We start from the raw sequence: 25,901 nt of genomic DNA, 5'->3' as shown, positions 1-25,901 counted from the left end.
ATTCAGGTCAACAACGAGCACCCGAAACCCCTGATCTGGGTCGCGACCGCAGACTCCATCCTGGAAAAAGTCGCCCGCGGCCGCGTCGCACTCCAAGCCATCAAGCAAAACTGAGACACACCACTAGCTTCACCATTCAAGAAGTCTCAGAACACATCCGCCGCGAGCCCCCTCCACCGTCAGTAACCGGAAGGTAACGATGACTAGCACCTCAACAATTTTCAAGAATGCCCATGTGTTCAACGGAGCGGAGTTCCTTTCCGAGCCCACGGACGTCGTCTTCGTTGACGGCGTGGTTGCCGCCGTCGGGCCCGGTGCCGGTGACGCCGAACAGCACGCAGCGGCTACCGTCATCGACTGCACGGGCAAGACTCTGCTTCCCGGTATGATCGACCTGCACATCCACTCCACCTCCTCCAATCCAGGTTCGCTGCAGGCATTCGTGGAACCGTTTTCGCTGCAGTTCTACGAGTCTGTGCGAAACCTCGAGGCCACGCTTCGCACGGGCATCACCTCGGCGCGCGACGCGGGCGGCGCCGACTTGGGTGCCAAGGTTGCCCAGGAATCCGGGCTGATCAAGGGTCCCCGGCTGCGCCTGGCCATCAGCATCATGTCCCAGACCGGGGGCCACGGCGACTTTTGGATGCCTTCCGGGGTGACGTCGCCCTCGCTGGCCCCTCATCCCGGCCGCCCCAGCGGTGTGGCCGACGGCGTGGAGGAAGTCCGCAAGTCCGTCCGCACGCTGCTGCGTGCCGGGGCCGACCAGATCAAGATCTGTTCCACCGGCGGCGTGCTCTCGCCCGCCGACGATCCCCGGCACTCACAGTTCAGCCTCGAGGAGATCCGGGTCATCGTCGAAGAAGCCGAGGCGCAGGGAAAATACGTGATGTCCCACGCCCAGGGAACCGAGGGTATCCGCAACGCCCTCACCGCTGGTGTGCGCACCATCGAGCACGGCATCTACCTCGACGACGAGACCATCCAAATGTTCCTGGACAAGGGCGCCTACCTGGTGCCGACGCTGGCCGCGCCTGCGGCAGTTATCAAGAAAGCGGAAACCGGCACCAGCGGCCTGTCCCAGCAGGTGATCGACAAAGCCCACCGAGTCTACGACGACCACCTGGCCTCGGTACGCCGGGCCATCGGAGCGGGCGTGAAAATCGGCATGGGAACCGATTCGGGAGTGGGTGTCCACGGCGAAAATCTCGAGGAACTTGCCCTGTTGGCGGGCGCCGGGATGTCTCTCCGTCAGGTACTGGCCTCAACCACCTCAATTGCCGGGGAACTGATCACCCCGGTGGGTTCGGTGGGCCGGCTGGCCAAGGGCCACCTGGCTGACGCCGTCGTGCTCAACGGAAAACTGGAGTCGACCGATCAGCTGCCCCGTCTCCAATCCATGATCGAACGGGTCTTCCAGAACGGCGTCCAGCAGTTCGACGCCGAAACCCACCGTCAGAACTGATCCGAGGACAACAAACATGTTCAATTCACCGGTGTATGTGGTCACCATCATTTTGGCGTTGCTGGCCTTCGCCGAAGTCGTTTCCCTCGTCACGAAGGCATGGGTCCCCTCGCTGCTGGTGATCATGGCGGGTTACCTGACGCTGCTGTGGAGCGGGGTCCTGCCGCCGGACCTGATCCCCAAATCGGCGTTCACCAGCGTGGGGATAGTGCTGGTCGGGGCCGTGATCACCCACATGGGCACGCTCATCCCGCTGCGGCAGATCAAAACGCAGTACAAGGCCATCCTGATCGCCCTGACCGGAGTCGTGTTCGCCACGATACTGATTTTGGTGGTGTTGGGGCCCCTCCTGGGCTACCCGACGGCTGTCGCCGGGACCGGTCCGGTCACCGGCGGTCTCATCGCCTACCTGATCACGGCACAGAAACTCACCGAGGTGGGACTGCCGTCGTTGGTGGCGGTGGCCGCGATCGTGCTGGGGCTGCAGAGCCTGGTGGGCCTGCCGCTGGCCAACATCCTGCTGCGCAAGTACGCGACCAAGCTTCGCAACAGCGGCGCCTTCGACATCCCGTCGGATGCTGCGGCTGCCCTCCTGCCGGGAAGCAGCGTTGGGAGCCCGGCTGCGGACAGCCGGCGGCGAGACGCAGGGGCCAGCCCTGCTGTGCTCGTGGAGGAGGTGTTCGCACCGGCCCCCAGGCGGGCATTTCAGTTGGTCCATGAGAAGTTCCAGCAGCCCTCGATCCTCCTGTTCCTCCTGTTCATCGCCGCAAGCATGGCCACCTGGCTGGATTCCCTGACCGGGATTAATTACGGGGTCTGGGCGCTGCTGCTGGGACTGCTGGGCCGTGTGCTGGGAGTCTTTCCCGAAAAGGCCATGGAGAAGGCCAACGCGTTCGGATTCGGGCTCATCGCCGTCGTCGTGGTGATCATGGCCTCCCTCAGCAACGTGACCTTCGAAACCGTCAAGGCCACTATCGGTCCGGCCATCCTCATCCTGGTCGTCGGTGCCATCGGCATCATGATCGGCGGCTGGCTGGCCTCAAAGGTGTTCAAGTGGGACCCGCTCAAGGGCATGCCGATCGCGCTGACAGCGCTCTTCGGATTCCCCGGCGACTTCATGCTCTGTCAGGAAGTCAGCCGCTCGGTCGGCCGGGATGAGCGCGAGCGCAAGGCCATCTTCGACGAACTCGTCACCCCCATGCTGGTGGCCGGATTCACCACCGTCACTACCGCCTCAATCCTGGTCGCCTCCATCCTGGTGACAACACTCTGACCGGCACGCAGACGTGACTCATCCCGAGGACGGCTCCACACGACTACGCCGTCAGGCTCCGCTACTAAGCCGAAGAGTCTGCCCAGGGATCCATTGACTCTCAATTGCATCACACCGCCAGGTGGCCGCCACTCCCCCGAGCCGGACGCGACCAGGGAAAGAAGTTCTTTCAAACCCACCGCCGGGCACACCATCGCCCACCGGACAACTCCACTCGCGCCGGCCACCGGGAGGTCACCTCACTTTCCGATCAGGATTAATGTAGGTGCCGGGACGAATTATCAGTCGCTTCCGCATCTATGGGGTCGTGCAGACCGGCCTGCAGCAGCCAACGGAACTCGTCAGAATGAGCTAGGTCGGGGTCGGTCAAAACCCTCGTGATCGGAGGCGTCAATGCGGGCTGGTTCAAGGTTGTCGCGGGAGCGCTTTCTTCCTTCTCGGCGGAAACAAAAAGGGGACTCCCCCGGTGACCCTCCTACGTCGACGGCGATCAGAACTCCGCGGAAATTACCACCAAATTACGAGACGTGCCCTCTGCTATTGGACCGCGAAGTGTGAGGGATGGCTCGGCCTTCGGGAGTGAGGCGGATGCCGAGGCGTTTACGTGCGGAGGTTTGCAGCCAGCGATCGGTGATGGTTGCCGAGTGGAAGGTGTGCGTCAGGCGCCGTTCGATTTCGGCGATCTGGTCGAGCCCGGGTACCCAGACTGACAGAAGGAGGTTGGTTTGCGAGATGATGGGGACGAGCATGCGCAGTCCTGGTGACCGCTGCAGAAATCGTGCCAAGCTGTCGATGTGCTCGACGGGGCACTCAACCCACAGGTAGGCGGCGACAAGACCGAAGTCAAAAACGGAGATGTCGGTGCGGGCACGGAACCATGGCTGAGCGTCCAGCTGGCCGATGAGTCGTCGCGCGTGCGAGATCGACAGTCCTGCGAGGCGCGCCACGTCGGCAGCGGGCTGGCGGGCGTTGACGGCGAGGGATGCTGCGATGCGTGCCTGTGCCCGAGTCGGCCCTATCTGTGATGGCGTGGCGGGCGCAGGTCTGAGTGCGGTCACGGCGGCGCGTTGGGCCTGGGACAAGTCACGGAGACGGTAGCTGGATCCTTCCGTCATGATGCCGCTGGCGTAGTTCGTGCGAGTGCGGGTGATGCCTGGGGCGGCGGCAATGTGGTCGTTGACGAGCCGATCGATGGCCAGGATGCTCGACCCGCTGATCGTCAAGACGAGGTCGTGTGTTCCCGCGCATGTGTCGATGCCGATAACTTCGGGGATGGCAGTCAACACGGTGATCGACTCTTCGCGCTGTCCGGCCGCACATCGGGCTTCGACGAACGCGAGCTGGCCGGTTTCTGCAGTGCCGGATGGGGCGATGGCGGCTGCCGACCAAGCCACGCCACGTGCGACAAGGGTCGCCCACCGGCGTGACAGTGTACTCGCAGAGCACACCAGGATCGGCGCAAGGTGAACCCAGCTCGCGCGCGGGTAAATCTGGAGCGCAGCGACCAGCTGGCGGTCTAACGGGTCGGTTACAGGTGAATCATGCATCAAATCCTCTTCAATGCGCGTTCTGTGCAGAACTGCGTCAATTATGGACGCAGAACGTTGGCGTGTCATTAGCATGTAGTTATAGGAATCACGTCCGTGACGGGATGTATAATGCCGCAGCGGACGGAGCCTGATGACGTAATTGCGTCCGGTGTGCACCCGGTCGGCCCGTGCGGATTATCAGGTGCTGGCCGATGATGAGGGAGTCCCCAAATGTCGCTTGCTCGTATACCCCAGGTCCCTGAGTGCCGGACCTCGTTGCGGCTGCTGGGAGCGACCGTCATAGACGGGACGGGAGCAGCACCCATCCCGGACGGCGAGGTGCTCATCGAACACGGCCGGCTCAGTTATGTGGGCCCGCGTCGTCCGGACATTGCCACAGACGCCGTAGACGTCGACGTCAAGGGCAAGACGGTTCTGCCGGGCTTCTTCGATGTGCACGTGCACATGGGGATCAGCCTGGAATCGGATCCGCGACGCAGCCAGGCGATGTTCCAAGAGGAGCTCGTCCTCCAGCAGGCCCTCGCGATGCGCGCGACCCTCATGGCGGGCGTCACAACAGTCCGTGACCTGGGCGGGATGACTCCGGGTTTCCGCAACGCTGTGGCAGACGGCACGCTGGCCATCAGCGGCGCAGGCGACATGTCGGCGATGTCGCGCATCGTCGACACCGACGACCAGATGCGCGTCACCGTGCGCGAACTGTTGCGCGCGGGCGCCGACGTGATCAAGGTGTGCACGACCGGCGGAGTGTCCAGTCCTTCCGACACCCCGTACGACATTGGCGTCCCGGAACACCAGGTGCGTATCGCCGTAGAGGAGACGGCGCGCCGTCAGGGGCAGCCGGTCGTGGCGCACGCGCAGGGGGCCCGCGGCATCCTAGAGGCAGTTCGTGGCGGCGTGTCCAGTGTCGAGCACGGCTACCAGATCACGCCGGAGGCCATCGATATGATGCTCGCCCAAGACACGTACCTGGTGCCGACACTGAGCTCGGCGCTTCGAGTTCCCGACCCGGCGAAGGTGCCGCCGTATCTGTACGAGAAGAAGGTGGTGTGGTCCGCGATCGCACGCGAACACGTCACCGTCGCGTTGCAGGCGGAGGTAAAGGTCGCCCTCGGCACGGATGCCGGGGTGTGCCCGCACGGAGAGGATCTGAGGGAGCTCGGTTATCTGGTCGAGCTGGGCCTGACGCCGATGGCCGCGATCCAAGCCGGAACAATCGAGGCCGCCCGACTGATGCGCGTGGAGGAGCAACTCGGCTCCTTGGAGACCGGGAAACTGGCCGACGTAGTCATCACCGACATCGATCCGCTGACTGACATCACCAAGCTCGGCGATCCGGGCAACGTACCTGTGATCGTGCAGGGTGGCCGTGTCGTGAAGGACCTGCACTCATGGATGCCCGTCGCCATGACGTTGCCGGCCCTGGCGGCGTGCACGGGCAACATATCATTCGAACACGCGAAAGAGGACGGGAGGCTGTCATGAAATCATTTAGAGAGGACGCCGGGGAGCTACTGCCGGATCTGGTGCGGATCCGTCGCCTGCTGCACAGCAATCCGGAGGTGGGGCTGGTGCTTCCCGACACGCAGCAGACCGTGCTGGCCGAAATCGACGGCTTCGGATTGGACGTGCACACCGGCACGGACACCACATCAGTCGTCGCCGTGCTGCACGGCGAGAGGCCGGGGCCGACTGTACTGCTGCGCGGAGACATGGATGCGCTGCCGGTCAGCGAGGAGACCGGGCTGGAATTCGCGTCCACGAACGGACGCATGCACGCCTGCGGCCATGACCTGCACACGGCAGGCCTAATCGGCGCAGCGCGGCTACTGTCGGCGCGGAAGGCCGACATCGCCGGCGATGTGGTGTTCATGTTCCAGCCGGGAGAAGAGGGTTACGGCGGCGCGGCCGTCATGATCAAGGAGGGGCTGCTGGACGTCACGGGCAGCAGGCCGGTCGCCGCCTACGCGATCCACGTCGGGCCCGGCCCCATGGGTGTATTCCACACCCGCCGCGGGCCGTTTCTCGCCGGGTCGAATGAGCTGCGCATCACAGTGCACGGCGAGGGCGGCCACGGGTCTCGACCGGAATCCGCGCGCGACCCCGTGCCCGCCGTCGCCGAGATCGTCACCGCCCTCCAAACCATGGTGACCAGGCAGTTCTCCGTGTTCGATCCGATCGTTGTGACGGTGACGCAGCTATCGGCCGGGCAGGCCATCAACGTCATCCCACCTCATGCGTCGCTGGGCGCGACGGTGCGGACGCTGTCTGCGCAGTCGTTGGAGCTGCTGAAGGTCGAGACGACGCGCCTGGCCGACGGGATCGCGGCCGCGCACGGGTGCACGGCCGACATAGATCTGAACGTGATCTACCCCGTGACCGTCACCGACCCGGAGGTGACCGGGGCCGCTATGGCACAGCTGAGCGACATGTTCGGGGCAGACCGGGTCGTGGAGCAGAACGAGCCGGTCATGGGATCGGAGGACTTCTCCTTCGTGCTCAACGAAGTACCGGGGTCGTTCTTCATGCTCACGTGCAGCCCGCAGGGCGTCGATCCGACCACCCTGGCGTACAACCACTCACCACGTGTCCTGTTCGACGACGCCGTTCTGGGCGACCAGGCGGCTGCGCTGGCCCACCTCGCATTCACCCGGCTGTCCGGCACTGACGCTTAACACCCGTACCTCCCCTCCCGCTGGCGGGGAGGATCCCACCGGAATGAAGGAGGTCTCGTATCATGACCACGCAGGACGACACGCAATTGCCGATGAGCGCCGGACGGATCACATTCCGGCTCACGCTGACGTCACTAATCATCACGGAACTATTCAGCGGTGTCCTCCAGGTGTACTTCGCACCCATCTACCCGACGCTGGCGAAGCAGTTCGACGTGAACGTCGCGACATTATCGTGGGCGCTGACCGGTTACGCACTTGCCACCGCCGTGTTCACGCCGCTGTTCGCGAAGCTCGGCGACGTGTATGGGCACTCTAAAGTGCTGAAGATCGAGGTCGCCATCGTCGCCATCGGGTGCATTCTGATCGCGGTGGCACCGGTGTTCTGGATGCTGGTGGTCGGCCGGATCCTGCAGGGCGCCTTCGCCGCTTACTTGCCGCTCATGTTCGGGCTGATCCATGCCCGCCACACCAGGGGCGAGACAACCCGCGCCGTCTCCTACCTGTCTGGCGTGCTGATCTTCGGCATCCTCGTCGGTCTGCTGGCCACGAGCCTGATCCTCGGGCTCCAGAACGGCACCCGCTGGGTGCTGTGGCTACCGGCCTTCGGCACGACGGCCGGCTTCCTGCTGCTGTTCATCGTCCGGGCCCCGAAGGTCACACGCGCCCCGGACAGCCGAGTGGACTGGATGGGCGCAATCCTCCTGGCGGTTGGGTTCGCCGGTTTGATCTTCGGGATCACCAAGGGCACTGGCTGGGGCTGGGGTTCGTTCCCCACGATCGCCACGATCGTGGCCGGGCTGGTCATCCTGACTATTTGGGTGTTCACCGCCCTGCACACGAAGCAGCCGATGGTAGACGTGAGGTACGTGTTCCGCCGACTGCTGGTGCCGGTATACATCATCGGATTCATCATCTACTTCGGCGCCGTCGGCGCGCAGGTGGTCACCTCCACCTTCATGGGCCTCCCCACCGACCAGGGCGGGCTGGGCCTTTCCGGCTCGGAAATCGGATTCCTTCTCCTGCCCGGCTACGCCGTCATGTTCATAGTTATCATGTTCACGGCACGCCTGGGTCGTGCGATCGGGTTCCGGTGGACCATGTTCCTTGGGTGTGCGGCGTTCCTGATCGGCTACGGCGGACTCGTGTTCACCCACGGCACCCTCGCCGGGTTCCTGATCTTCCTGTGGATCGCCTCCGGCGGGTTCGGGTTCATTGAGGCGGCCACCCGCACCGTCGTGGTCAACGCGCTGCGAGATAACGAGATCGCCATCGGCGAAGGAGTGTACGAACTGTCCATCACCGTCGGGGGCGCCATCGGGTCCGCCGTGCTGGCCGCGATCATGGCCAGCAACGTCGCTTCCACCACGCAGCTGACAACAGTCGGCGGGTACGTCATCATCTGGAGCCTGCTCGGAGTCCTCGGTGTCGTCGCGACCGCAGTATCCATCGGATATGCGATTGTCGACAAAACGCGCCATACTGCGGCCGCTACGACCGGGAACAGCATCGACTGAGGAAGGCCGCACGGGTCGTGCGACGCCCTCGGCAGGGATAACAGTCCGCAGGGAACAACCGCAAAGGACGCGGAAGATAGGAGCACGATCGTGGAGAACGCAGCAGCATCAGCCGGACGGGTGGTGCTGAAAGGTGGTCTGGTGTTCGACGGATCGGGGACGCCGACAGCGCCGGCTCGTCCATCCGGGTGTAGTGGACGGTGTGTTCAGCGTGGCAGGCGGCGATCCCGATAGCGCAGGCGATATAGGTTTTCCCGGCCCCGGTGGGAGAAATCAACAACAGGTTCGTGGGGTCTACACCCCAGTCATGGGCCGCGTATCTTTGCATCCTCACCGAGGTGACGCCACGCCCGGGTAGATAGCGGATTTCCTCGATTGATGCGTGCGGGATCGGGAACCGGGCCTTGCCGATGAGCTTGTCGATGCGGTTGGCACGCCGGATTTCCAGGGCCCCGTCAACGGCGGTGAGGAACAGGTCTTCAGGAGTTCTGGAGTCATTGCCATCGTCCTTCAGCAACCCTTCAAGCTGGAGCGCTACCTGGGTCATACGCAGGGTCCGAAACTTCTCCGTGATCTCCGTACTTAATTGGTTAGGTACCCGGCAGCCCGGGGCCCTACACGGATGAAACCTAACTCCGGCCCTTCGCGGGTGGCTGGAGAAGGCTTATGACGCGAACATCGGATTCATACTTCCGGCCTTCATCTTCCTTGCGGCATTTCCTCGTCAAGTGAAGCTTTAGGCTATTTGTCCGCCTTTACCATCGTGGTCCTGTCGGGTATTGCATCGCTGCTGGTTCTTCGGCAGCTCGTTGCGCCGGTGAGAAAGCGCCGGGCGGCACTCGACGCTGAGAAAGGTTTTTTGAGTGCGCCCTGCGGGAGAAGGAATCAACTTCTTACAAGGGAAAATGGGCCAGGGGATATGTCAAAGCAGAACCGAGCCGGCTCGAATTCCAAGCGAAGACCGGCATGACCGGCCCACTGTTTGGCCCCGTTGACACATACTCAGGGCTACAGGAGATCGGGTATCCCATCAAAGTACCATGGTCCGTAGTCCCAAGAGGCTGCCTGATTACACTCGGCACCGACCGGGGAACCGTGGAACTGGCAACCACCACATCAGTACTTGGCTTACTGACCAAAAAAATTGCAGTGCAGATGGACCGTGAAGTCCATGAAGGTTTTCAGGCGCTGCCTGCGAAGCACACCGGGATATCGGCAGAGGGGGCATTCGCACCCAATGACCGGGATCGTGAGCGTTCCTGGCAAGTTACAAGGTCCCCTTACCCGCCAATACACGAACACCTTTCCCGGAAGCCGTCCAGAGCCGTCAACTGCATGGAGGGGTATCCCCCGGAACCGCAACCGTGCAGGAACTGGCTGTGGAGGAAACGTGGCCTGCGACGGCGTTTTTCACCAGCAACGCTCCCGCAGCGATCGCAGCCCATGAGCACTGCCGAGCCCGGATGACGGCTGGAGCGTAACTGGCCAAGGATGCACTCCCCCGCTAGCCTTGTCGCACCCGACCGGCTGGTAAACTGGACACGAAGCGTGGGGTGCTCACGGTTTCTTGCCTCAGCTCTCGGGTACACCTCGTCGCCGGAAGGTAATGAACCCGACAGCGCCGAGGACTGCGGTGACAGCGGACATCACGACGAGTGCTGCTGTGTCGACCGCGTTCATCGGCGGGTTGCCCACGTGGGTGGTCGGCGAGAGATCGAGCACCCACTGGCTGAACTTCAGACCAGAACCGAGAAACGCGATGAACGTCATCGCGGCATAGCTGGCCCACGCGATTGCGAAAAGTCGAGGGCGCATCCCGTAGACCGTTAGGGCTATTCCGCCGAGCACCAGCTCGGCTGGCAGGTAGGCCAGTCCCGACGTCAGGGTTGGACCGAATTCAGCCGTGTCGCCTGCCGACAGCGCAGTCGCCAAACCGAGGACGAGCGACGAGCCGAGTACAATCGTCACGAGTCCCCCTAATAGCACCACGGTGTGCGCAGCGAGCCAACGGCGTCGGGAAAGCGTCCCGGAGAGCCGGTTTTCCAGCCGGCCGTTACTCTCCTCGGTTCGTAATGTGCCGATGCCCTGGATGAGGTAGCCCGCCGCGATGACTGCCAGATAGAGCTGGGTGGCAGCGATGAGCCCGTCCACGGGCCGGCCACCCCCGATGCCCATGGCCTTGGCGACAGCAGGGTTGCCCGCCATCGCGTCGAGGAACTGGTGAGACAGGGCGCCCATCAACCCGGCGAGCATCACACCACCGGCTAACCAGCCGAGGATGGCGGGCCGGTGGATCCAGACCGCGAATCCGATCGGGCTGCGCAGCCGCACCGTGGCCCGGTCGGGGCCGGCACCGCCGCGGACCAGGGCGCTGCCCAGGTCGCGACGGCTGGCCAGTCGCGCCGCCGCGATGCTCAGGGTGAGGCCGGCCGCGAGAGGGATGAGCAAGGCCCACCACCGCTGGTCACCGAACGGTGCTGCCTTTTCCGCCCAGCCCAGAGGCGACAACCAGGTCACCCAGGTCTTGGTCACGTCACCGATGCCGCGAAGGGCGAACGACCCCGCGAGGATGATCAGACTCCAGGTGTAGATCCCCCGGGCGTGCGGTGTGAGCTGGGCAAACAGGGCCGCGAGACCGGTGAAGACAAAGCCTAGGGCGCCGAGCGAGAGGGCATAGAGCACCGCGCCCGTCGGCGGGACGCCGAAGACCGCCAATCCGACGGCAAACAGAACTGCTGTCGCGAAGATCGTGGCGGTGACCACCAGCAGGGCCGCCACCGTGGGATGGTGGCGGGCGATGCGGCCACCGAGCAGCAACTCGAGCCGACCAGTCTCTTCCTCGGCTCGCGTCGCCCTTGCTACCAGGCTGATAGCGAGCAGCGGCATCAGGACGGCGATTAGGAAGCCGAACTCGTCCTGGATCACGCCACCGAGGGAGTCGATGCCCTCCACGTGGCCGTTGATTGCGGCCAGGGCACTGCCGGTGGTGACGGCCGCAGCGTAGGTGTGGATCTTGGCCGCGGTGTCGTAGAGCGAGGCGACACTGGCTGCGGTGCCTGCCATGCTCGCACCCAGCACCAGTGCCCAGATCCAGGCGCTGCGCCATTGGATACGGGCGACGATGTGCAGCATTGTTCCCAAGCCACGCGAGCGGTCGTCAGCGGCGGAGTGGCCTGCGCTCATTGCACGACCTCCGCAAGGCTCCCGTCGCCGGCGCTCTCCTTGGGGTCCAGAGTCTCCCCGTTGCTCTGCAGGAACAGGGCACCGAGACTGGGCGGCGTGACCGTAAGGGTGTGGATGCCCGCCACGTGAAGTCGCCCAATGGCGGCGTCGAGATGGTCGGAGTCAATGGTGAATCGGGTGTCCGTGAGCTCGTTGAGTCGCTCGAGCTGAAAGTCCGCGAGCCCCTTGATATCGGTCAATGCTCCTGGGGCGGCCACGGTGACGGCGTGGACGGCGGTCCGGGTGTGTCGGCGCAGGTCGGCCAGTGTGCCGGAGGTGACCGTGCGGCCACGTCGGATGATGCTCACGCGGTCGGCCAGGGCCTCCACCTCGCCCATGATGTGACTGGACAGCAGCACAGTCACGCCGTGCTCACGTCGGTTGCGAATGCGCTGCTGGAATGCCTGTTCCATGAGCGGGTCGAGACCCGAGGTCGGCTCGTCCAGCACCAACAGTTCGGCGTCGGTCGCCAGGGCCGCGATGAGCGCCACCTTCTGGCGATTGCCCTTCGAGTAGTCTCGGACCTGCTTGGTGGGGTCAAGCTGGAACTGTTCGACGAGGTCGGCACGACGCTGCTCGTCGACGGAGCCGTGCGTGGAGCCCAACACGTCGAGGCACTGGCCCCCGGTCAACCCCGGCCACAGGGCGACGTCGCCCGCGACGTAGGCCAGCCGGCGGTGCAGCCGCGGAGCGTCATTCCAGGGATCGCCGCCGAACAGTTCGGCGCGGCCCGATGTGGCCTTCATGAGTCCGAGAAGGACCCGGATCGTGGTGGATTTGCCGGCACCGTTGGGCCCGAGGAAGCCGTGCACCTCGCCCGGCTGCACGGTGAGGTCGAGGCCGTCGAGGGCTCGGACCTTGCCGAAGACCTTGGTGAGTCCCTCGGTACGGATGACGGGGATGGTGTCGGTCATAATGACTCCTTCGGAGGAGCTGCGAACAAGCCCCTGGCGTAGACGGCGGTGGCGGTTTTGGTCCACCGGTCGAGCCCCGCGGGCGCCAGCGGGTCGTCCCCGATGGCGGTGGCGATCTGGTTGCGAAGCAGGATCACGGCGAGGTCGTTGACCAGCAGGAACGCCGCTTGGGCGGCCGGGTCCTCGTTGGGCGCGACGGCTCCTAGTTCGACCATGGCGTCCAACATCCGCCGGGTGACCGCGTACCACCGGCCAAAGATCGCCGCGCCCGCCGGGTCATTGGTCAGCAGCAGGCGGCGCAGATATGCCGGGAGCGGAGACCCGTGCGGGAAGGCCCGGGCGAATACCTCCGCGACCGACGTCGTAGCTTCACCGCTGGCGAGCAGCTTGGCGAGGTCCTCGCCGCTGAACTCGGCAAAGACCGCGTCGAATGATTCGGCCGCGTGGGCGTCGACAGCCGCCAGCAGGCCATCCTTGCTGCCGAAATGGTGCACGACGAGGCTCGGCGAAACGCCCGCGCCCCTTGCGATCTCGCGTACCGTCACCGCGTCGTGCCCGCGCTCCGCGAACATCCTCAGCGCCGCGTTGCGGATATTCGAGCGGGCTGTCAGGTCCCGCTCATCGGAGACTGCACTCATGTTCAGTATACTAAACGCTTGTTTCATCATCGGCAAGAGGCGCCCTCGATGGCGCCCTCGACCTGCGCGGCAGTCGTTCGTATTCCCCCGGTCAAGCACCCCGAGCTCTATGCGGCTTTGGCTGCTTTCGGGCACGAATTGCGCCGCTGGGCATCCCCGTCGGGGGCGACCAAGTGGGTCGAAAACTTGGCGCCGACTGGAGATTTGCGACCGCGTGAAAGTCCATTCCGCGATCACCTGGTTCAACCGAACGATCTTTCAGGCTCAGATCGCCGCGAGCCGCACCCAAATGAGTGGTTTGTTTGCTCGCAATGGCCCTTGGCCAGGAACGCTAAAATTTTCTAGGAGCAGAAGCTCAGGCCATGCCCGTGGGGCGCCTTCAATGAAGACCGACGCCAAGGCCCACCATGCCCTGACCCCGTTGCCGGGAATGTTTATTGACCATTCGAGCGCCCGATAACAGATCCTTCATTGGACACTCTTCAACGAGCTGGCACTTGAGCTTCAGGTCGTCGGAAGTTCCAATGCAGCGGCTCCGACTAAGCTGCCGTCATGGAACATTCGCGGGTCACACTCCCCGAGCCGAGCTATCTCGACCGTATCAGTGAGGTCGCCTACACGATTTCCTCGATGGAGTGGACGATCCTCGGTGATCTCCAGCGACTCGTGACCGATCTGCCTGACACCCTCTCGATCGATCGACTAGAGCCGGAGATGACATCAGGAATTGCGACCCAGATCAAGGCGGCGACCACCGATATGGCAGGCGGATCAACGAAGATGTACTTGGTAGCTGTGTACCGCGCGCTATCCGCGGCTGCTGAAATTAGAAACGACGTCCTTCATGCCCGCCCAGATACCCACCCAAGCGGCTGCCAACGGCTAATGCGCGCAGAGACCACGAATAGGCAGACCACCAGCGTGCGCTTCTGGATCGACGATGAGTGCTTCGACGAAGCTATCGTCAAGCTGAACAACCTGCTGACTGCGATCAACGACCGCCTGAAGTTCGGTTCAGAAGTCGAGTCAGCCTCCTACGCCAGGGCGGCAGCGAGCGAACGCACCAGCCAGGACCGGTAGGCCTTCACGGACCAGCCCGCATCCCCGACCAGTGAGCGGTACGCCTGGGGGTGACCCAGCGACCAGATGGCGGCGGCGGCATCGGCGTCGGACATTCCCGACTGCAGTCCGCCGCGGGACCGCACCGCGGCGGCGGCCTCACCATACCGTTCCAGCCGCTGCAGGGCCCGGCCCGTCTGCAGCTTCTCCGCTGCGGGGTCGACGGCAGCCGCCTGGGCAATGACCCGCATCACCGGGCCGGTGCGCTGGTGGACCTCCACAAACCAGTCCGCCAGGACGGCGATGAGCGCGTCGAAGTCAGCCGCCTCCTCTGTCCGCCGCTGCATCGTTTCCAGGACGGTCGCCGGAGAACCAGGGCCCGACGCCTCCGCATCCAGCACCGCGGACAGCAGCGCCGCTTTGTTCCCCACCGAGTTGTAGACGGTCTGGAGCGCCACCCCGCTTGCCGAGGCGACGGCCTCGATGGTGGTGGGCATGTAGCCTTGCTCAGCGAAGAGGCCGCTGGCCACGGACACAATGAGCGCCCGGGTGTCGGCGGCCTGGACGGCGCGGCGGCTGACCCTCCGTGCGGCAGGAGCGACGCGGGCGGCTGAGGAAGAAGCAGTCATAAGACTAGGCTATCTTTCCACTCATTAGAATGCTATTCTAATGAAATCGGCAGGGTGTTCCGTCAGGCAGCGCCCCCGATCAAGCGAAGGGGCCGGCAATGAATTCACACATCCTGGACGCGCTGGTGATCGGTGCGGGACAGTCCGGCCTCGCAGCTGGCTACCACCTGCAGCGGGCCGGGCTCGATTTCAGCATTCTGGACAGCGGGGCCCGCGTGGGCGACGTCTGGCGACAGCGATGGGATTCGCTGCGGCTGTTCACACCTGCGCGATACAGCGCCCTGCCCGGCCTGAACTTTCCCGCGCCTGCCGCCAGCTTCCCGGCCAAGGACGCCTTCGCCGACTACCTGGAAACCTACGCGCAGCACTTCCAGCTCCCTGTCCGGACGGGCATCCGCGTTCACTCCGTGCGAAGGGCAGGCGAGGTGTTTGCGGTTGACACCAGCGCCGGCCAGCTGCTGGCGCGGACCGTGGTGGCCACGCCCGGCGCCAACTCCACTCCCCAGATCCCCGGCATGGCCCAGGCGTTGGATCCCGGCATCATGCAGCTCCACAGCTCCGAGTACCGCAGCCCGGCCGGTCTTCCGGCGGGCGCAGTCGTGGTGGTGGGCGCGGGGACGTCGGGTGCCGAGATCGCATTGGAGCTCGCCCAGAGCCGTCCGAAGGGAACTGTTTACCTCTCGGGAAAGCCTACGGCCCACATTCCCGACGCCGTGTTCCGTTTCGCCGGACCCCTTTACTGGCGGCTCGTGAACAGCGTGCTCACCTTGGACACCAAGACAGGGCGGAAGGTGGCTGCGGGTTTCCTCGAGCACGGCGCCCCGCTCATCAGGGTGTCAGTCAGGGAGGTCGAGCGCGCGGGTGCGGTCCGGCTCCCTCGCCTCAGCGGTGCCGTAGACGGCAAACCAGTGTTCGACGTCGGAACGGCCGACGGCGGTACGCACGCCGCGGAAACCAAGGGACCAGCCAGCGTCTGCACCATCATCTGGGCCACGGGGTACCGCCCGGTGTTTCAGTGGATCGAGGGCCTTGCCGTGGATTCGCATGGCTGGCCAGCCACCATCCGCGGCGTGGTCCCGAAGATCGCCGGCCTGTATTTCGTGGGTTTGCCGTTCCAGTACGCCCTGACGTCCGGGCTTGTGGGCGGGGTGGGTCGCGACGCCGAGTACATCGTCGAGCAGCTCAAAGCCCGCACTGTGAGCCTGGCCAGCACCGGTGCCCTCGATTCTTGACTGAAGCTTGAAGATCAAACGAACGGACGAAGAGACTGCATCAATCACGGCGTACGAAGCCCCGTTTTCGGCGAGCAGGTAATTGCCCTCCGTGACCACCAGAGGAACATCAACGTGCACAGTGATGCTGCCCGCTATGGGTTTTTCAAGATCGCATTTGAAACTAGGGGCGTAGATGACTTCGCCGGGCTTCTGGTCGCGGATTGTGGGGTCCCAATGCGTCAACAATTCGGTGGCCAAGTTTCGATTTCCCTGCACCCGGCGCCCCAGCTAGTGCCGTCAACCACGTTCTTCGGAATCGCCGGCGTTTTCAACTGATCCATAACCGTGCACAAGCCCGTTCATCGAGGCCTCGAACTCATGCCTGTTGGTGACCGCTGAGACCAGACTGGCGGCGGCTTACAGGTCGGGGGCGTGTACAAATCCACCCTTTCCCCACAGGGGATCTGCTGCGAGGACGTAAGAAAGGCAGTCAAGGGTCTGAACCAGTGTCAGTGGACTCGCATGTCTTATGATGGGCTTTCACTCCGAAGCCAGGCGTCACCTACCTCCAGCCGGGACGCGTGCTGCGCTTTGCCGTGGTTCGATACGGTTGATCAAATTAGCGCAGAGGATTTCTTAAAGTGATGGAAGACATGGCGCAAGGCCCCGCGTATCGACCAGAATGGTTGGTCTAAGAGATGCCACGCAGCTGGCTTCATTCGTCTGGGTGGGCATCTTCGTGGTGACGGGTGTCGCTCGGTTTTCTGGGCCCTTCTCGAATGACGTGAAGGAAGGTGACATCGATGCCAGCGCCTTGTCCGCCGTAATGACCCCAACGAAATCGATGAGGTCATGTACTCCCCACGACGCTGCCGGAGCGATCGCAGCCCATGAGCACTGCCGAGCCCGGATGACGGCTGGAGCGTAACGGGCCAAGGATGGACTCCCCCGCTAGCCCTTCACGCCCGACCGGCTGGTAAACTCAACACGAAGCGTGAGGTGCTCACGGTTTTTTGCCTGAACAAACAACACCCCACCCCCGCCCCCCGCATATCTGCGGTCGAGCCTATCCCAAACGTTAGCCAGCAGCCGAAGGTCTCCGATAACTCAGGTCATCGCGATGCCACAGCAGGCGCATCCACACCACTCTTCGCCGGCATAGCTGGCAGCAAGGGTCTGATCAACGTCCGTTTTGACACCCGAAACCTGCGCCAGCAGGCGGGGTTTCGTGGTAGTCAAGGCTACATCTTCTGCCCACCTCAGGCCCGAGACCAGGTTGACGGTTGTGCTGGCTAGGACGATCGCTCCCAAGACGAGGACAACAGTGCCTGGCGGAGCTCAGCGGAGCAGCCGGCATCACATGTTATGGACCCTGCTTATCTCTGAAGTCCTCGACGCCATGATGCTTACAGATGCTCAACCCTAAGGGGTCTGACCCGGCAGCAGATTGACTTACTCGGGAATGGGTCCGCCGAACCGCCGATAATGGCACCTACGAGAGCACGACAGGTCGGAAGGTCGTCACGAGTTCGACGAGCTCTGGATGCTCGGTGAGAGCTATTGCAACATAGATAGGGGCGACGAAATCGCTGGCCGTCGGAGCATTCAGGTCCTTGCGCAGAACTATAATCCGGAATTCATCAACGGATGGCGCTACAGCGAATCCCTCCCGGACGGTGGCCAGAACCGTAGAACCCAGGGCTGCCACATACAACGAGTTCCTCTCCGACTGGTTGCGTTTCTTCGTGGTGGGCTTTCCCGCTGCCGTAACAGACGGAGTGCGTTCGGGAACTAAATCAACTGCACCGAAGACGACCACTACGGCGGCGTAGCGAACGCCGCCCTCAACTCCCGCGTCCACACACGTCGCCTCGGAGGCGTTGTCGGCGTAAGCCCCTTCCAGGACATCGATGACGGTTTCCGCATCGTGATTGAGCAGGCGGTCCCAGTCTTGCCGCGCGTCCTCGCAGTAGCGGTGATAGAGGCCTATGTATGCGGCGTCTATGCGCGACGCCTCGTGCAGCGCCATTTCAGCAGCCCGCGTTTTGGCGGAGCGTCGCTCCGAGAACTTGAACCGTCCGATCTCGGAGAGCAAGGACTTCTCGAACTCGGTCCGAATGGCATCCGTGTCAACTGGCTCAGGCGCCAGAACCTCTTGGGGTGTCGCCGGAGGAAACGTCTCATGGTGAAGAGTCACCAATGACTCCTCCAACCGCCGGAGTTCCTCAAGGACGGCATCCTGGGCAGCGGCTCGTTCGGCTCGCTCAAGTTGGGCCAGGGTAGGCCGCCGTGTCGACTGGACACTGGCATTGTTGCGCGAGGAATTCCCCTGCGACGAGCTGCCCCCGCTCACACGGACCCCAGCCGTCTTCGCCGATGTGTAGGTCCGTCCACCCCCAAAGGAAACGCGCGCCTTCGAATTGCCGATGCTCGTACGCACCCCACGACTCGATGCGCTGATCCGCAGTCCTGGAGCTATCTTGAAACTGACGAGTGCCAGCATATCAAGTGATCTATCACTTAGGGGGAGCCCCCTATGACCAGGCAGGAACCGCCTCGAAATCAAAAGTTCTAATGCTCGTTCGACAAACTCTCGCCACAAACCGCCTCACCCGCCTAATGCTCCTTCGGACGAGGTATGGGATCTCATTGATAGGTTGGTTGCAGAGAACCCCGATCTCGGACCATCGACAGCGACCGAAACGGATTGAAGCAGCATCGCCGCGGTGACGCACGGCGACGGCGAAGACGCTCAGACTGGCGGCGAGTGCTCGACGTGTTTGCATCGGTTGTTTGGTCCTTCGTCGTCGTCAAATTGTTCATCGGCAACCTCGAGAAGGTCATGCGCGCGGTCATCGCACCTCAAGCCGTATGGATTCTCGACTTCAGATGGCTACTGGTTCTTGTCTTTGCGGCGCTGCTTCGACTACTACTTTTCAACTCCTAAAGACTTGGTCTAAGCCTTGCCCATGTCATCGGGTTTCGTCTCGTGCTGTTGTGCGCACGTCAAGTTTTTGAGACAGTTTGGTTGCTGATTTTTGGTTAAGCGGCTGCGGGCTCGTGGTCGCGGGTTAAGTGCTTGGCTGGAACCAGTTGGCTCACATAGGCGGCAACCCAAGCCGTCATAAGTACGCTGTGACCTGTCTGGCCTTCGCTGGGCCTTGGCCCGCTGCAGGATCCGCGCTGGACAAGACGCACCGCGCCACCGCATCCAATTTGCCAACGGAATCCCTTTCAATCCAGAGATTCGAATCGGCTGGGGGCCGTGTCGGAAGAACTGTCATGAGGCCCACAAAACGGCAGAAGCACCCATCACTCCCACGGCGCACCGATCGACTCAGCAATATAGGCGGCTTTAAAGCAAGCCGAACCACCCACGGCAACGAATTACTTATGTCCTCGAAACCAGTCGGGGGAAACAATTAGTTCAGGCGTACTTTTCCCCGGGCGCCTTGACTCGATAGGCAAAGACCCATGTCAACGGAAACCCAAACGCTGAAACACCGCTCAGCCATGACCAGAACCGGACTGCTCGGCTCGCCGCTCCAACACCCGCTGCGGGCACTTCCCGTGCTGGCGCTGGTCGTCGCCGGTGCAGCACATATTCCAGTCATTCCTGCCCATCTCCACGAAGCCCCATACATCGGGATCCTCTTCATCGCCGTCGCTGCAGCCAGCTTCGTCCTCGCGGCCGTGCTCGCCTTCGGCGACGTCGCAGCGGCCTACCTCAGCACCGCCGCGGTGATGGGACTGGGCGTTCTGGCCTACATCGTCTCCCGCACCATCGGGCTCCCCCAAATCGGTGATGACATCGGTAACTGGCTTGAACCACTCGGAGTGGTGGCGGTCATCGCCGAGACCACCGCCTGCGTGAGCGCGACCGCCATCGGACTCAAATGCGGGCATCAGACCGGCACGCATACGCTCAGCACGTAATAGCCAAGGCCCACCAGCACGTGCGCGCCTTACACAATAACGATCGCACCCCGATTCGGGGCGATCCCTGCACACCGGGAGCAGCTTCCCAAAGCGTCCGCGGTCCCGGACGATCCACTCAATTCGCTTTGTCTGATTCAAGAGCAGACGCCTCTGGCCCTTCATGTCCCGCATCTGGCGACCGCCGGCTTGGCCCTAATCCAGGCGATCACGGCCACAGGTGCTGTCCTCGGTGGCAAACCTGAAATGAAGGAAGGGAATATGGTGAGAACCGGAGCACACTGCAGTGGCCAGCGAGGAAGGCACGACGATCGGCTTCCACCTTCCTTGGAGATCCAACTCCCTGAAGGCTTGTTCGAGACCGCACTGTAGACGGCTTTCTCTGCCAAGACGATGCCGACACCGATGTCCACAGCATTATTGAGCGGCACAGCGAGAACCAGAATCCGACACTTAATGGGCGTTTGCCCTCAACCATCATCTTGCAAATGGTGTTGTCGGGGCGGAGATGTGGTCGACGTCGAAGCCGTTGCGCAGCCCCAGCGAGTATGCCAGGACCGCGATGCCGATGCCCAGTCGCTGGGGCCTCGATCCGAGACTAGACGAGGGTTATCAAGCGGTGTAAAGGTGGGCTTATGGATGCCGACATTAACTTCTATTTCGACCCGGTCTGCCCTTTCGCCTGGATGACGAGCAAGTGGGTGCGGCAGGTGCAGGCGCAGCGCGACTACACCGTGGATTGGCGGTTCATCTCGTTGCGCCTGATCAACGCCGACGTTGACTACGCGGCGCATTTTCCGCCTGAGTACGAGGCTGGACACACGGCCGGGCTCCGGCTCCTGCGGGTGGCGGCCCGGGCACGTGCGGAGCATGGCCGCGAGTTGATGGCCGGGTTGTACGCGGCGTTCGGGGCGCACATCTTCGATGCTGCCCCGAACCCGGTCAACCAGCGCACCGAGGGTGAGGTGCGTGAGCGGCGTGGCACGCGTGAGTTCGTGGAGCCGATCCTCGCCGAGGCTGGCTTGCCCCTGGCACTGGCCGAGGCTCTCGACGACGAGTCCTGGGACCGTGCGATCCGGCAGGAAACGGATGAGGCGCTCTCGCTGACGGGTAGGGATGTGGGCACGCCCATCATCCACTTTGAGCCCCCCGCCGGTGTGGCTTTCTTCGGGCCGGTGATCAGCCGGCTGCCGGACGAAGATTCGGCCGCCGAGCTGTGGGACCATGTGGTCGGGCTGGCACGCTTCCCTGGTTTCGCGGAGCTCAAGCGAAGCCTGCGCGAGCAGCCACAACTTGCTGCCCTCGGAGTCGACGGCGATACGGTCGGTCAGCAGGAGGACTGGCACGGCGGCAGCCGGCGGCAAAAGAAGTAACCGGTCTGTGAGAATGAACCCATGAGTCAGACAAACATCCGCCATCACCAGGAGTCCGTCACGGTTCAGGCCTCGGCCGAGACGATCTACGACCTGGTCTCCGACATCAGCCGTACCGGCGAGTGGAGCCCGGTCTGTACGTCGTGTTGGTGGGACGACGAGGGCAATGCCGGCCAGCTCGGCGCCTGGTTCACCGGGCGCAATGAGCTCGGGCACCGGTCCTGGGAGACCCGGTCGCAGGTGGTAGCTGCCGAGCGTGGCCGCGAGTTCGCCTGGGTGGTGGGTGGCAGCCTGGTCCGCTGGGGCTACACCATGACCCCAGCAGAGACCGGGACGACGCTGAGCGAGTCTTGGGAATTCCTGCCGGGCGGGATCGCCATGTTCGAGGAGAAGTACGGCGACGGGGCGTACGTTCAGATCACCGACCGCACACAGCAGGCGCTCGACGGCATCCCGAAAACACTCGCCGCGATCAAGCGGATCGCTGAGTCCATCGCTGCAAGTGAAAAGGCCCGGTCATGACCGGCTCACTCGGCGCGTCCAACCTCCCTGCGCCGATGGGCGACCGGTGGTTTGAGGACTACGTGCCTGGGTCCGTTTACTAGATCGGTTACGCGAGCCTGAGCGAGACGGAGATGGTCGCCTTCGCCCGGTACTACGACCAGCTGTCGATCCACACCGACCCTGCCTGGCCGGCCACGGGAGCGTTCGTCGGGGTGATCGCCGGGGAGTGTCATCTGCGTTGAGCTACGCCGGTGGCCAGCCGGATGCTGACGGATGACGCATATACACCATTCTCCCCGGCTACACGTTAGGCGCGGACCAGCTGCCGCTGCCATGTGTAACTGCCCGATGTTCTGCCCGGCCGGCCTGGGCTGGACGAGCACCCGTCATCGACCAGCAGACGCCCCTGCTGTCGGCTGCGAGCTGGATACGGCAGAATAGTGGTCAGGCCCCGGTTACCAGAGGAGACCCAATGACCCCAACGCACGGTCCGACCGACCAAGACGCCGAGCGGCGCTGGATCGGAACAGCTCTAAGGGATTTTCCCTGGGTACATCTAGGCCTTGGGCTGTTCGGCAACACGCTATTCGTCGTCGGCAGCGTGATGTTCTTCTGGGCCAGCGTGACGACCCTAGCGATCTGGTTGTTCGTCTTCGGCAGCCTCGGCATGCTTTTGGGCTTGATCGGCGAGCTGTTGGTCCGCGTGGAGAAACGACGTCGAGGAGACGACTAGCCAGACGGCTTCGGCGGTGCGGGCAGCATCGCGCAGGGCTGCCGCCTGGCACGTCAGGTACCGGGTCTGGAACTCAGTGGCCAACTTCTGGCTAGGTTCGAAGACCTGGCACATCCTGGCCGCGTTTTGTACCGACGTCCCGCTGGGGGTTTATTGCGCACAGCCTTCAGGTTCGCTCGTAGTTCGAAGTTGATTGGTAGGATCGTTAGGAAGGGTGGGTTCTTGCGATTCCTTGCCTCAACCAACAACACCCCTCCCCCGGATATCGGCGGTCGAGCCTATCGACGCTGTTGGCCAGCAGCCGAAACTCCGCTCTCGGAGCTGAACAAAAACTGACCGACAATCCAGTCCCGAAACCAACGACTGCACCACCCGAAAGACCGTGCGCTCCGCGTACCGGTGACGAGGCCCCGGCGCTAAAAAGCCGCGTCGCGAAAAACCTATCGGATGGCAGATTCCGTATTGTCCTTGCCGTCGACGCCATCAACCCGGAACTAAAGAGGATGGTCGAATACCTCAACGCCATGTCAGGCCCGGCAACGTCCATCATTGCTGTTTCCTACTCACGGATGAAAGACCAAGGAACCGAAATCCTCATGCCGCGGATCTACGGCGAGGAACTTGCCGAAGCGAAGTCGGCCCCGCACGCTGGACGGCAAACTACCTGGAGCGTCGACACCTACCGGTCTTGGCTTGCATCCAATTCACCCTCCAGTCTCGACAAATTCGAACACTTCCTTGCTCATGCCGCAGCAGCGGGATTGTCATTCCATGGATCGACCACCATCGTCCCTACCGGTACATTCGGGATCTTCGACCGGGACAATACCCGGCTGGGCACCGTGTCACTCATCTCGTACACCAGCAAAAACACCAGTCTCGAGTTGGATTTCTACAGGGCCTCCCGCCTGGAACCTCAACAAGTCGCAGCCATTGCAGGCTTGTCAAGCCTTCCTGCCAGGATCGCTGCGATACCGGGGATGGAAGAAGCGGGCATTCTTATGTCTTCCTCTGGCTTTGCCAACCGAAAGAACACCCTGCTCTCGGAACTGACCGATGAATCAATCCGACAACTCGTCGAGGTACTGGCTGCTCTCCGCCTTTGAAGTGCCCGCCCCCAGCAAGTCGTGGATACCTTGGATACGCCGATGACCTGCGCGATCCAGATGGCTCAAAAGCTCCACCGCGGTATTTGTCGAAGTGTTTGATACCAAGGGGAGTCAGTTAGGTTGCTTTTCTGTGGTTTTTCGCTGGGTTTGTTGATCCACGCTGCTTCGGACAGTGCCGGGATTTTCGACGGCGGACAGTCTGACGCGATCGTAATGAACCGGCGCCCCGTCACTTCGGGGTTTCCGACAGACCAGGGGAATGAGAGGATTCAAAGCGAAACGCAGGCTCGGACGATCGAAATCACGGTTAATCGGCCCGACCGGCGGCTCGCCACTGATGTGTCGCCCGCCCGCAGGCTCACAGCACATGCGCGCCTTACACAATAAGGATCGCACCCCGATTCGGGGCGATCACCGCACCCCAGTAACGGCTTCCAAAACCCTCCGCGGTCCCGGACGCCCGGGCTCAAGTCGCTTTGTCTGATTTAAGAGAATGCGCCTCTGGCAGCGAGGAAGGCACTATGATGGGCTTCCACGTTCCTTGGGAGATTGAACTCCGTGAAGGGGTGCTCATTGAGCCTGTGAGCCGGATGGTTCAGTGCTTCCTCAGGTTCAGCGCTGCCTGACCAAACCAGCGTTCCCGCAGGAGCGCCGTGAGTGTGGACATCATAGTATTGAGGCGAGGGGTGCTCCCGGATAGTGCCCGTACCACGAAGCCGGGCCCGTTCAACTGTGAGATGCCGGTGAGGGCGTCTTGTTCATGCTCACCCAGCACCATGCGCAGTTCAGTGACGAGCGCGGCATCGACCCGCGGATCCACCACCAACAGGGACCCCAGATGGCTGAATCCCTCCATGAAGCCAAGCCCGGTGATGTCCGCTACGGGTTGGCCGGAGAAATCAGCAGTGCCAGCCGAAGGTGGTGTGAGCAATACGTTGTCGATGGCCAGCAGCCGGCCGCCATACCGGATCTCGTTGCGCAACCGCAGTTGCTCATATCTGAACGGCTGCCCGTCCGGGGACCAGCCGGGGGTGATCACCTCGGACATGATCAGGGAGGCGCTCTCATCCATATCTATCAGCGCATCCTGTCGGTAGGCGGCCCCGCGGTAGGCGATGAGCTGGTCTGGTACGTATTCGAGGGTGCTGTGCGGCCCTAAGTTGACCCTCAGGCGCTGCTCAGCGAATGCCTTCGGGGTCCGGTAGATCTTGGTGGCTGACTGTGTAGTCAGCAACAGCCGGGCACCCTCAGCCACGGTAATGTCCATGGTGAACAGGTCCCCACCCAGGTACGCCCCACCCTGGTTGACTGTTACATAGCAAACCTGTCCGGACTCGTCCAGATAGTGTGGGCGTAGCACCCGCAGCGCTCCGCGGTGGTACTGGCCGGTGGCCAAGGATCGGCCATTGCGGACGCCGATGTCCAGACGGAGTTCCCCCATGGGTGCATTTATGGCAGGAGCCGCCTTCAGCGCGGTCACTTGCCCAGGTCAAGCATGAGCACGTCGTGCCGGATCCACTCGATTACATAGTCCAGCCCCTCGTCAGTCTTTAGATTGGTGAAGCAGAAGGGCCGGTCACCGCGGAACTCCTTTGAATCGTGTTCCATCACGGACAGATCTGCGCCGACATACGGGGCCAGGTCGATCTTGTTGATGATGAACAGGTCGGATTTGATCATGCCTTGGCCAGCCTTGCGCGGGATCTTCTCCCCTTGGGCCACGTCGATGATGTAGATGGAAAAATCGACCAGTTCCGGACTGAAGGTGGCCGAGAGGTTGTCGCCGCCGCTTTCCACGAACACCATCTGCAGGTCCGGGTGGCGCTGGACGAGTTCGGCGATCGCCGCCGCGTTCATGGACGTGTCCTCCCGGATGGCAGTGTGCGGGCAGCCTCCGGTCTCGATGCCGATGATCCGGTCCAGCGGCAGGACGCCGTTCTGAGCCAGAATCTTCGCGTCCTCGATGGTGTATATGTCGTTGGTGATGGCTGCCATTGAAATTTCACCACTCATGTGGCGGGTAAGGCGCTCGACGAGTTGGGTCTTGCCGGCACCGACGGGTCCGCCGATGCCGATCTTGATCGGTTCCATGG

General features: G+C 62.9%; 22 protein-coding genes. 13 read left to right on the top strand and 9 right to left on the bottom strand.

Translation table 11 applies throughout. The features are described from left to right. Window positions 1-199 precede the first annotated feature (199 nt). Window positions 200-1,462: a metal-dependent hydrolase family protein gene (locus tag IV500_RS18740; protein WP_196398339.1), complete on the top strand. Its 1,263-nt coding sequence runs from the start codon at window positions 200-202 to the stop codon at window positions 1,460-1,462. A 16-nt stretch (window positions 1,463-1,478) separates the two neighbouring features. Next, window positions 1,479-2,735 (top strand): hypothetical protein, encoded by a 1,257-nt coding sequence (locus tag IV500_RS18735; RefSeq protein ID WP_196398338.1) that lies wholly within the window; start codon window positions 1,479-1,481, stop codon window positions 2,733-2,735. 518 nt (window positions 2,736-3,253) lie between these two features. On the opposite strand, the gene IV500_RS18730 is transcribed toward IV500_RS18735, so the two are convergent. Continuing rightward, entirely contained in the window at window positions 3,254-4,282 is a 1,029-nt protein-coding gene (locus tag IV500_RS18730) for an Lrp/AsnC family transcriptional regulator (RefSeq protein ID WP_196398337.1), read from the bottom strand. Between the two features lie 213 nt (window positions 4,283-4,495). On the opposite strand from IV500_RS18730, the gene IV500_RS18725 reads away from it, so the two are divergent. The 3 genes from IV500_RS18725 to IV500_RS18715 all read left to right on the top strand — a co-directional run bounded on the left by IV500_RS18725 (window position 4,496) and on the right by IV500_RS18715 (window position 8,477). Continuing rightward, the gene (locus tag IV500_RS18725) at window positions 4,496-5,770 is read left to right on the top strand and encodes an amidohydrolase family protein (protein WP_196398336.1); all 1,275 of its coding nucleotides are present in this window, start codon (window positions 4,496-4,498) and stop codon (window positions 5,768-5,770) included. Further along, window positions 5,767-6,960, top strand: coding sequence for a M20 metallopeptidase family protein (locus IV500_RS18720; RefSeq protein WP_196398335.1), 1,194 nt, complete (start codon window positions 5,767-5,769; stop codon window positions 6,958-6,960). The genes IV500_RS18725 and IV500_RS18720 overlap by 4 nt, the downstream gene beginning before the upstream one ends. 62 nt (window positions 6,961-7,022) lie before the next feature. Further along, window positions 7,023-8,477 carry an MFS transporter gene (locus IV500_RS18715; protein ID WP_196398334.1) on the top strand — a complete coding sequence of 485 codons (1,455 nt, stop codon included), beginning with the start codon at window positions 7,023-7,025 and terminating at the stop codon, window positions 8,475-8,477. On the opposite strand, the gene IV500_RS18710 is transcribed toward IV500_RS18715, so the two are convergent. The 4 genes from IV500_RS18710 to IV500_RS18695 form a co-directional block, all read right to left on the bottom strand. Then, the gene (locus IV500_RS18710) at window positions 8,452-9,024 is read right to left on the bottom strand and encodes an ATP-binding protein (protein WP_196398333.1); all 573 of its coding nucleotides are present in this window, start codon (window positions 9,022-9,024) and stop codon (window positions 8,452-8,454) included. The genes IV500_RS18715 and IV500_RS18710 overlap by 26 nt on opposite strands. A 1,025-nt stretch (window positions 9,025-10,049) precedes the next feature. After that, window positions 10,050-11,660, bottom strand: coding sequence for an ABC transporter permease (locus IV500_RS18705; protein ID WP_196398332.1), 1,611 nt, complete (start codon window positions 11,658-11,660; stop codon window positions 10,050-10,052). Then, complete coding sequence (locus IV500_RS18700; protein ID WP_196398331.1) at window positions 11,657-12,613, bottom strand: ABC transporter ATP-binding protein; 957 nt, start codon at window positions 12,611-12,613, stop codon at window positions 11,657-11,659. The genes IV500_RS18705 and IV500_RS18700 overlap by 4 nt, the downstream gene beginning before the upstream one ends. Next, window positions 12,610-13,251 (bottom strand): TetR/AcrR family transcriptional regulator, encoded by a 642-nt coding sequence (locus IV500_RS18695; RefSeq protein WP_196398330.1) that lies wholly within the window; start codon window positions 13,249-13,251, stop codon window positions 12,610-12,612. Before IV500_RS18695 ends, IV500_RS18700 begins: the two co-directional genes overlap by 4 nt. 552 nt (window positions 13,252-13,803) lie before the next feature. Here IV500_RS18695 and IV500_RS18690 point away from each other — a divergent pair. Continuing rightward, on the top strand, window positions 13,804-14,331 hold the full coding sequence (locus IV500_RS18690) for a hypothetical protein (protein ID WP_196398329.1): 528 nt from the start codon (window positions 13,804-13,806) through the stop codon (window positions 14,329-14,331). Here the strand turns inward: IV500_RS18690 and IV500_RS18685 are convergent. Beyond that, the gene (locus IV500_RS18685; protein WP_196398328.1) at window positions 14,286-14,939 is read right to left on the bottom strand and encodes a TetR/AcrR family transcriptional regulator; all 654 of its coding nucleotides are present in this window, start codon (window positions 14,937-14,939) and stop codon (window positions 14,286-14,288) included. The two genes, IV500_RS18690 and IV500_RS18685, sit on opposite strands and share 46 nt — an antisense overlap. Before the next feature lie 98 nt (window positions 14,940-15,037). Between IV500_RS18685 and IV500_RS18680 the strand changes: the two genes are divergently transcribed. Further along, window positions 15,038-16,171 (top strand): flavin-containing monooxygenase, encoded by a 1,134-nt coding sequence (locus IV500_RS18680; protein WP_196398327.1) that lies wholly within the window; start codon window positions 15,038-15,040, stop codon window positions 16,169-16,171. 1,474 nt (window positions 16,172-17,645) lie between these two features. Here IV500_RS18680 and IV500_RS18675 read toward each other — a convergent pair. Beyond that, complete coding sequence (locus IV500_RS18675) at window positions 17,646-18,350, bottom strand: hypothetical protein (RefSeq protein WP_230855172.1); 705 nt, start codon at window positions 18,348-18,350, stop codon at window positions 17,646-17,648. 570 nt (window positions 18,351-18,920) lie between these two features. Between IV500_RS18675 and IV500_RS18670 the strand changes: the two genes are divergently transcribed. The 6 genes from IV500_RS18670 to IV500_RS18645 all read left to right on the top strand — a co-directional run bounded on the left by IV500_RS18670 (window position 18,921) and on the right by IV500_RS18645 (window position 23,805). Beyond that, complete coding sequence (locus tag IV500_RS18670; RefSeq protein ID WP_196398325.1) at window positions 18,921-19,100, top strand: hypothetical protein; 180 nt, start codon at window positions 18,921-18,923, stop codon at window positions 19,098-19,100. Window positions 19,101-19,627: 527 nt separating this feature from the next. Next, window positions 19,628-20,089, top strand: a complete 462-nt coding sequence (locus IV500_RS18665; RefSeq protein WP_196398324.1) for a hypothetical protein — start codon at window positions 19,628-19,630, stop codon at window positions 20,087-20,089. Window positions 20,090-20,724: 635 nt separating this feature from the next. After that, window positions 20,725-21,462, top strand: coding sequence for a mycothiol-dependent nitroreductase Rv2466c family protein (locus IV500_RS18660; protein ID WP_196398323.1), 738 nt, complete (start codon window positions 20,725-20,727; stop codon window positions 21,460-21,462). A gap of 21 nt (window positions 21,463-21,483) precedes the next feature. Beyond that, window positions 21,484-21,984 carry an SRPBCC family protein gene (locus IV500_RS18655; RefSeq protein WP_196398322.1) on the top strand — a complete coding sequence of 167 codons (501 nt, stop codon included), beginning with the start codon at window positions 21,484-21,486 and terminating at the stop codon, window positions 21,982-21,984. Between the two features lie 454 nt (window positions 21,985-22,438). Continuing rightward, on the top strand, window positions 22,439-22,699 hold the full coding sequence (locus tag IV500_RS18650) for a YrhK family protein (protein ID WP_196398321.1): 261 nt from the start codon (window positions 22,439-22,441) through the stop codon (window positions 22,697-22,699). Window positions 22,700-23,202: 503 nt separating this feature from the next. Beyond that, window positions 23,203-23,805: a hypothetical protein gene (locus IV500_RS18645; RefSeq protein WP_196398320.1), complete on the top strand. Its 603-nt coding sequence runs from the start codon at window positions 23,203-23,205 to the stop codon at window positions 23,803-23,805. A gap of 598 nt (window positions 23,806-24,403) precedes the next feature. Here IV500_RS18645 and IV500_RS18640 read toward each other — a convergent pair. Together IV500_RS18640 and ureG are read right to left on the bottom strand one after the other, a co-directional pair. After that, window positions 24,404-25,249 (bottom strand): urease accessory protein UreD, encoded by an 846-nt coding sequence (locus IV500_RS18640; protein ID WP_196398319.1) that lies wholly within the window; start codon window positions 25,247-25,249, stop codon window positions 24,404-24,406. A gap of 35 nt (window positions 25,250-25,284) precedes the next feature. Further along, on the bottom strand, window positions 25,285-25,899 hold the full coding sequence (gene ureG, locus IV500_RS18635; protein ID WP_196398318.1) for an urease accessory protein UreG: 615 nt from the start codon (window positions 25,897-25,899) through the stop codon (window positions 25,285-25,287). Window positions 25,900-25,901: the final 2 nt, after the last annotated feature.

Origin of the sequence: Arthrobacter terrae, from assembly GCF_015708085.1 — a bacterium.
GTDB lineage: Bacteria > Actinomycetota > Actinomycetes > Actinomycetales > Micrococcaceae > Arthrobacter_M > Arthrobacter_M terrae.
Note: the sequence above shows the minus strand (reverse complement) of the source record. Positions and strands in the feature narration are given on the sequence as shown.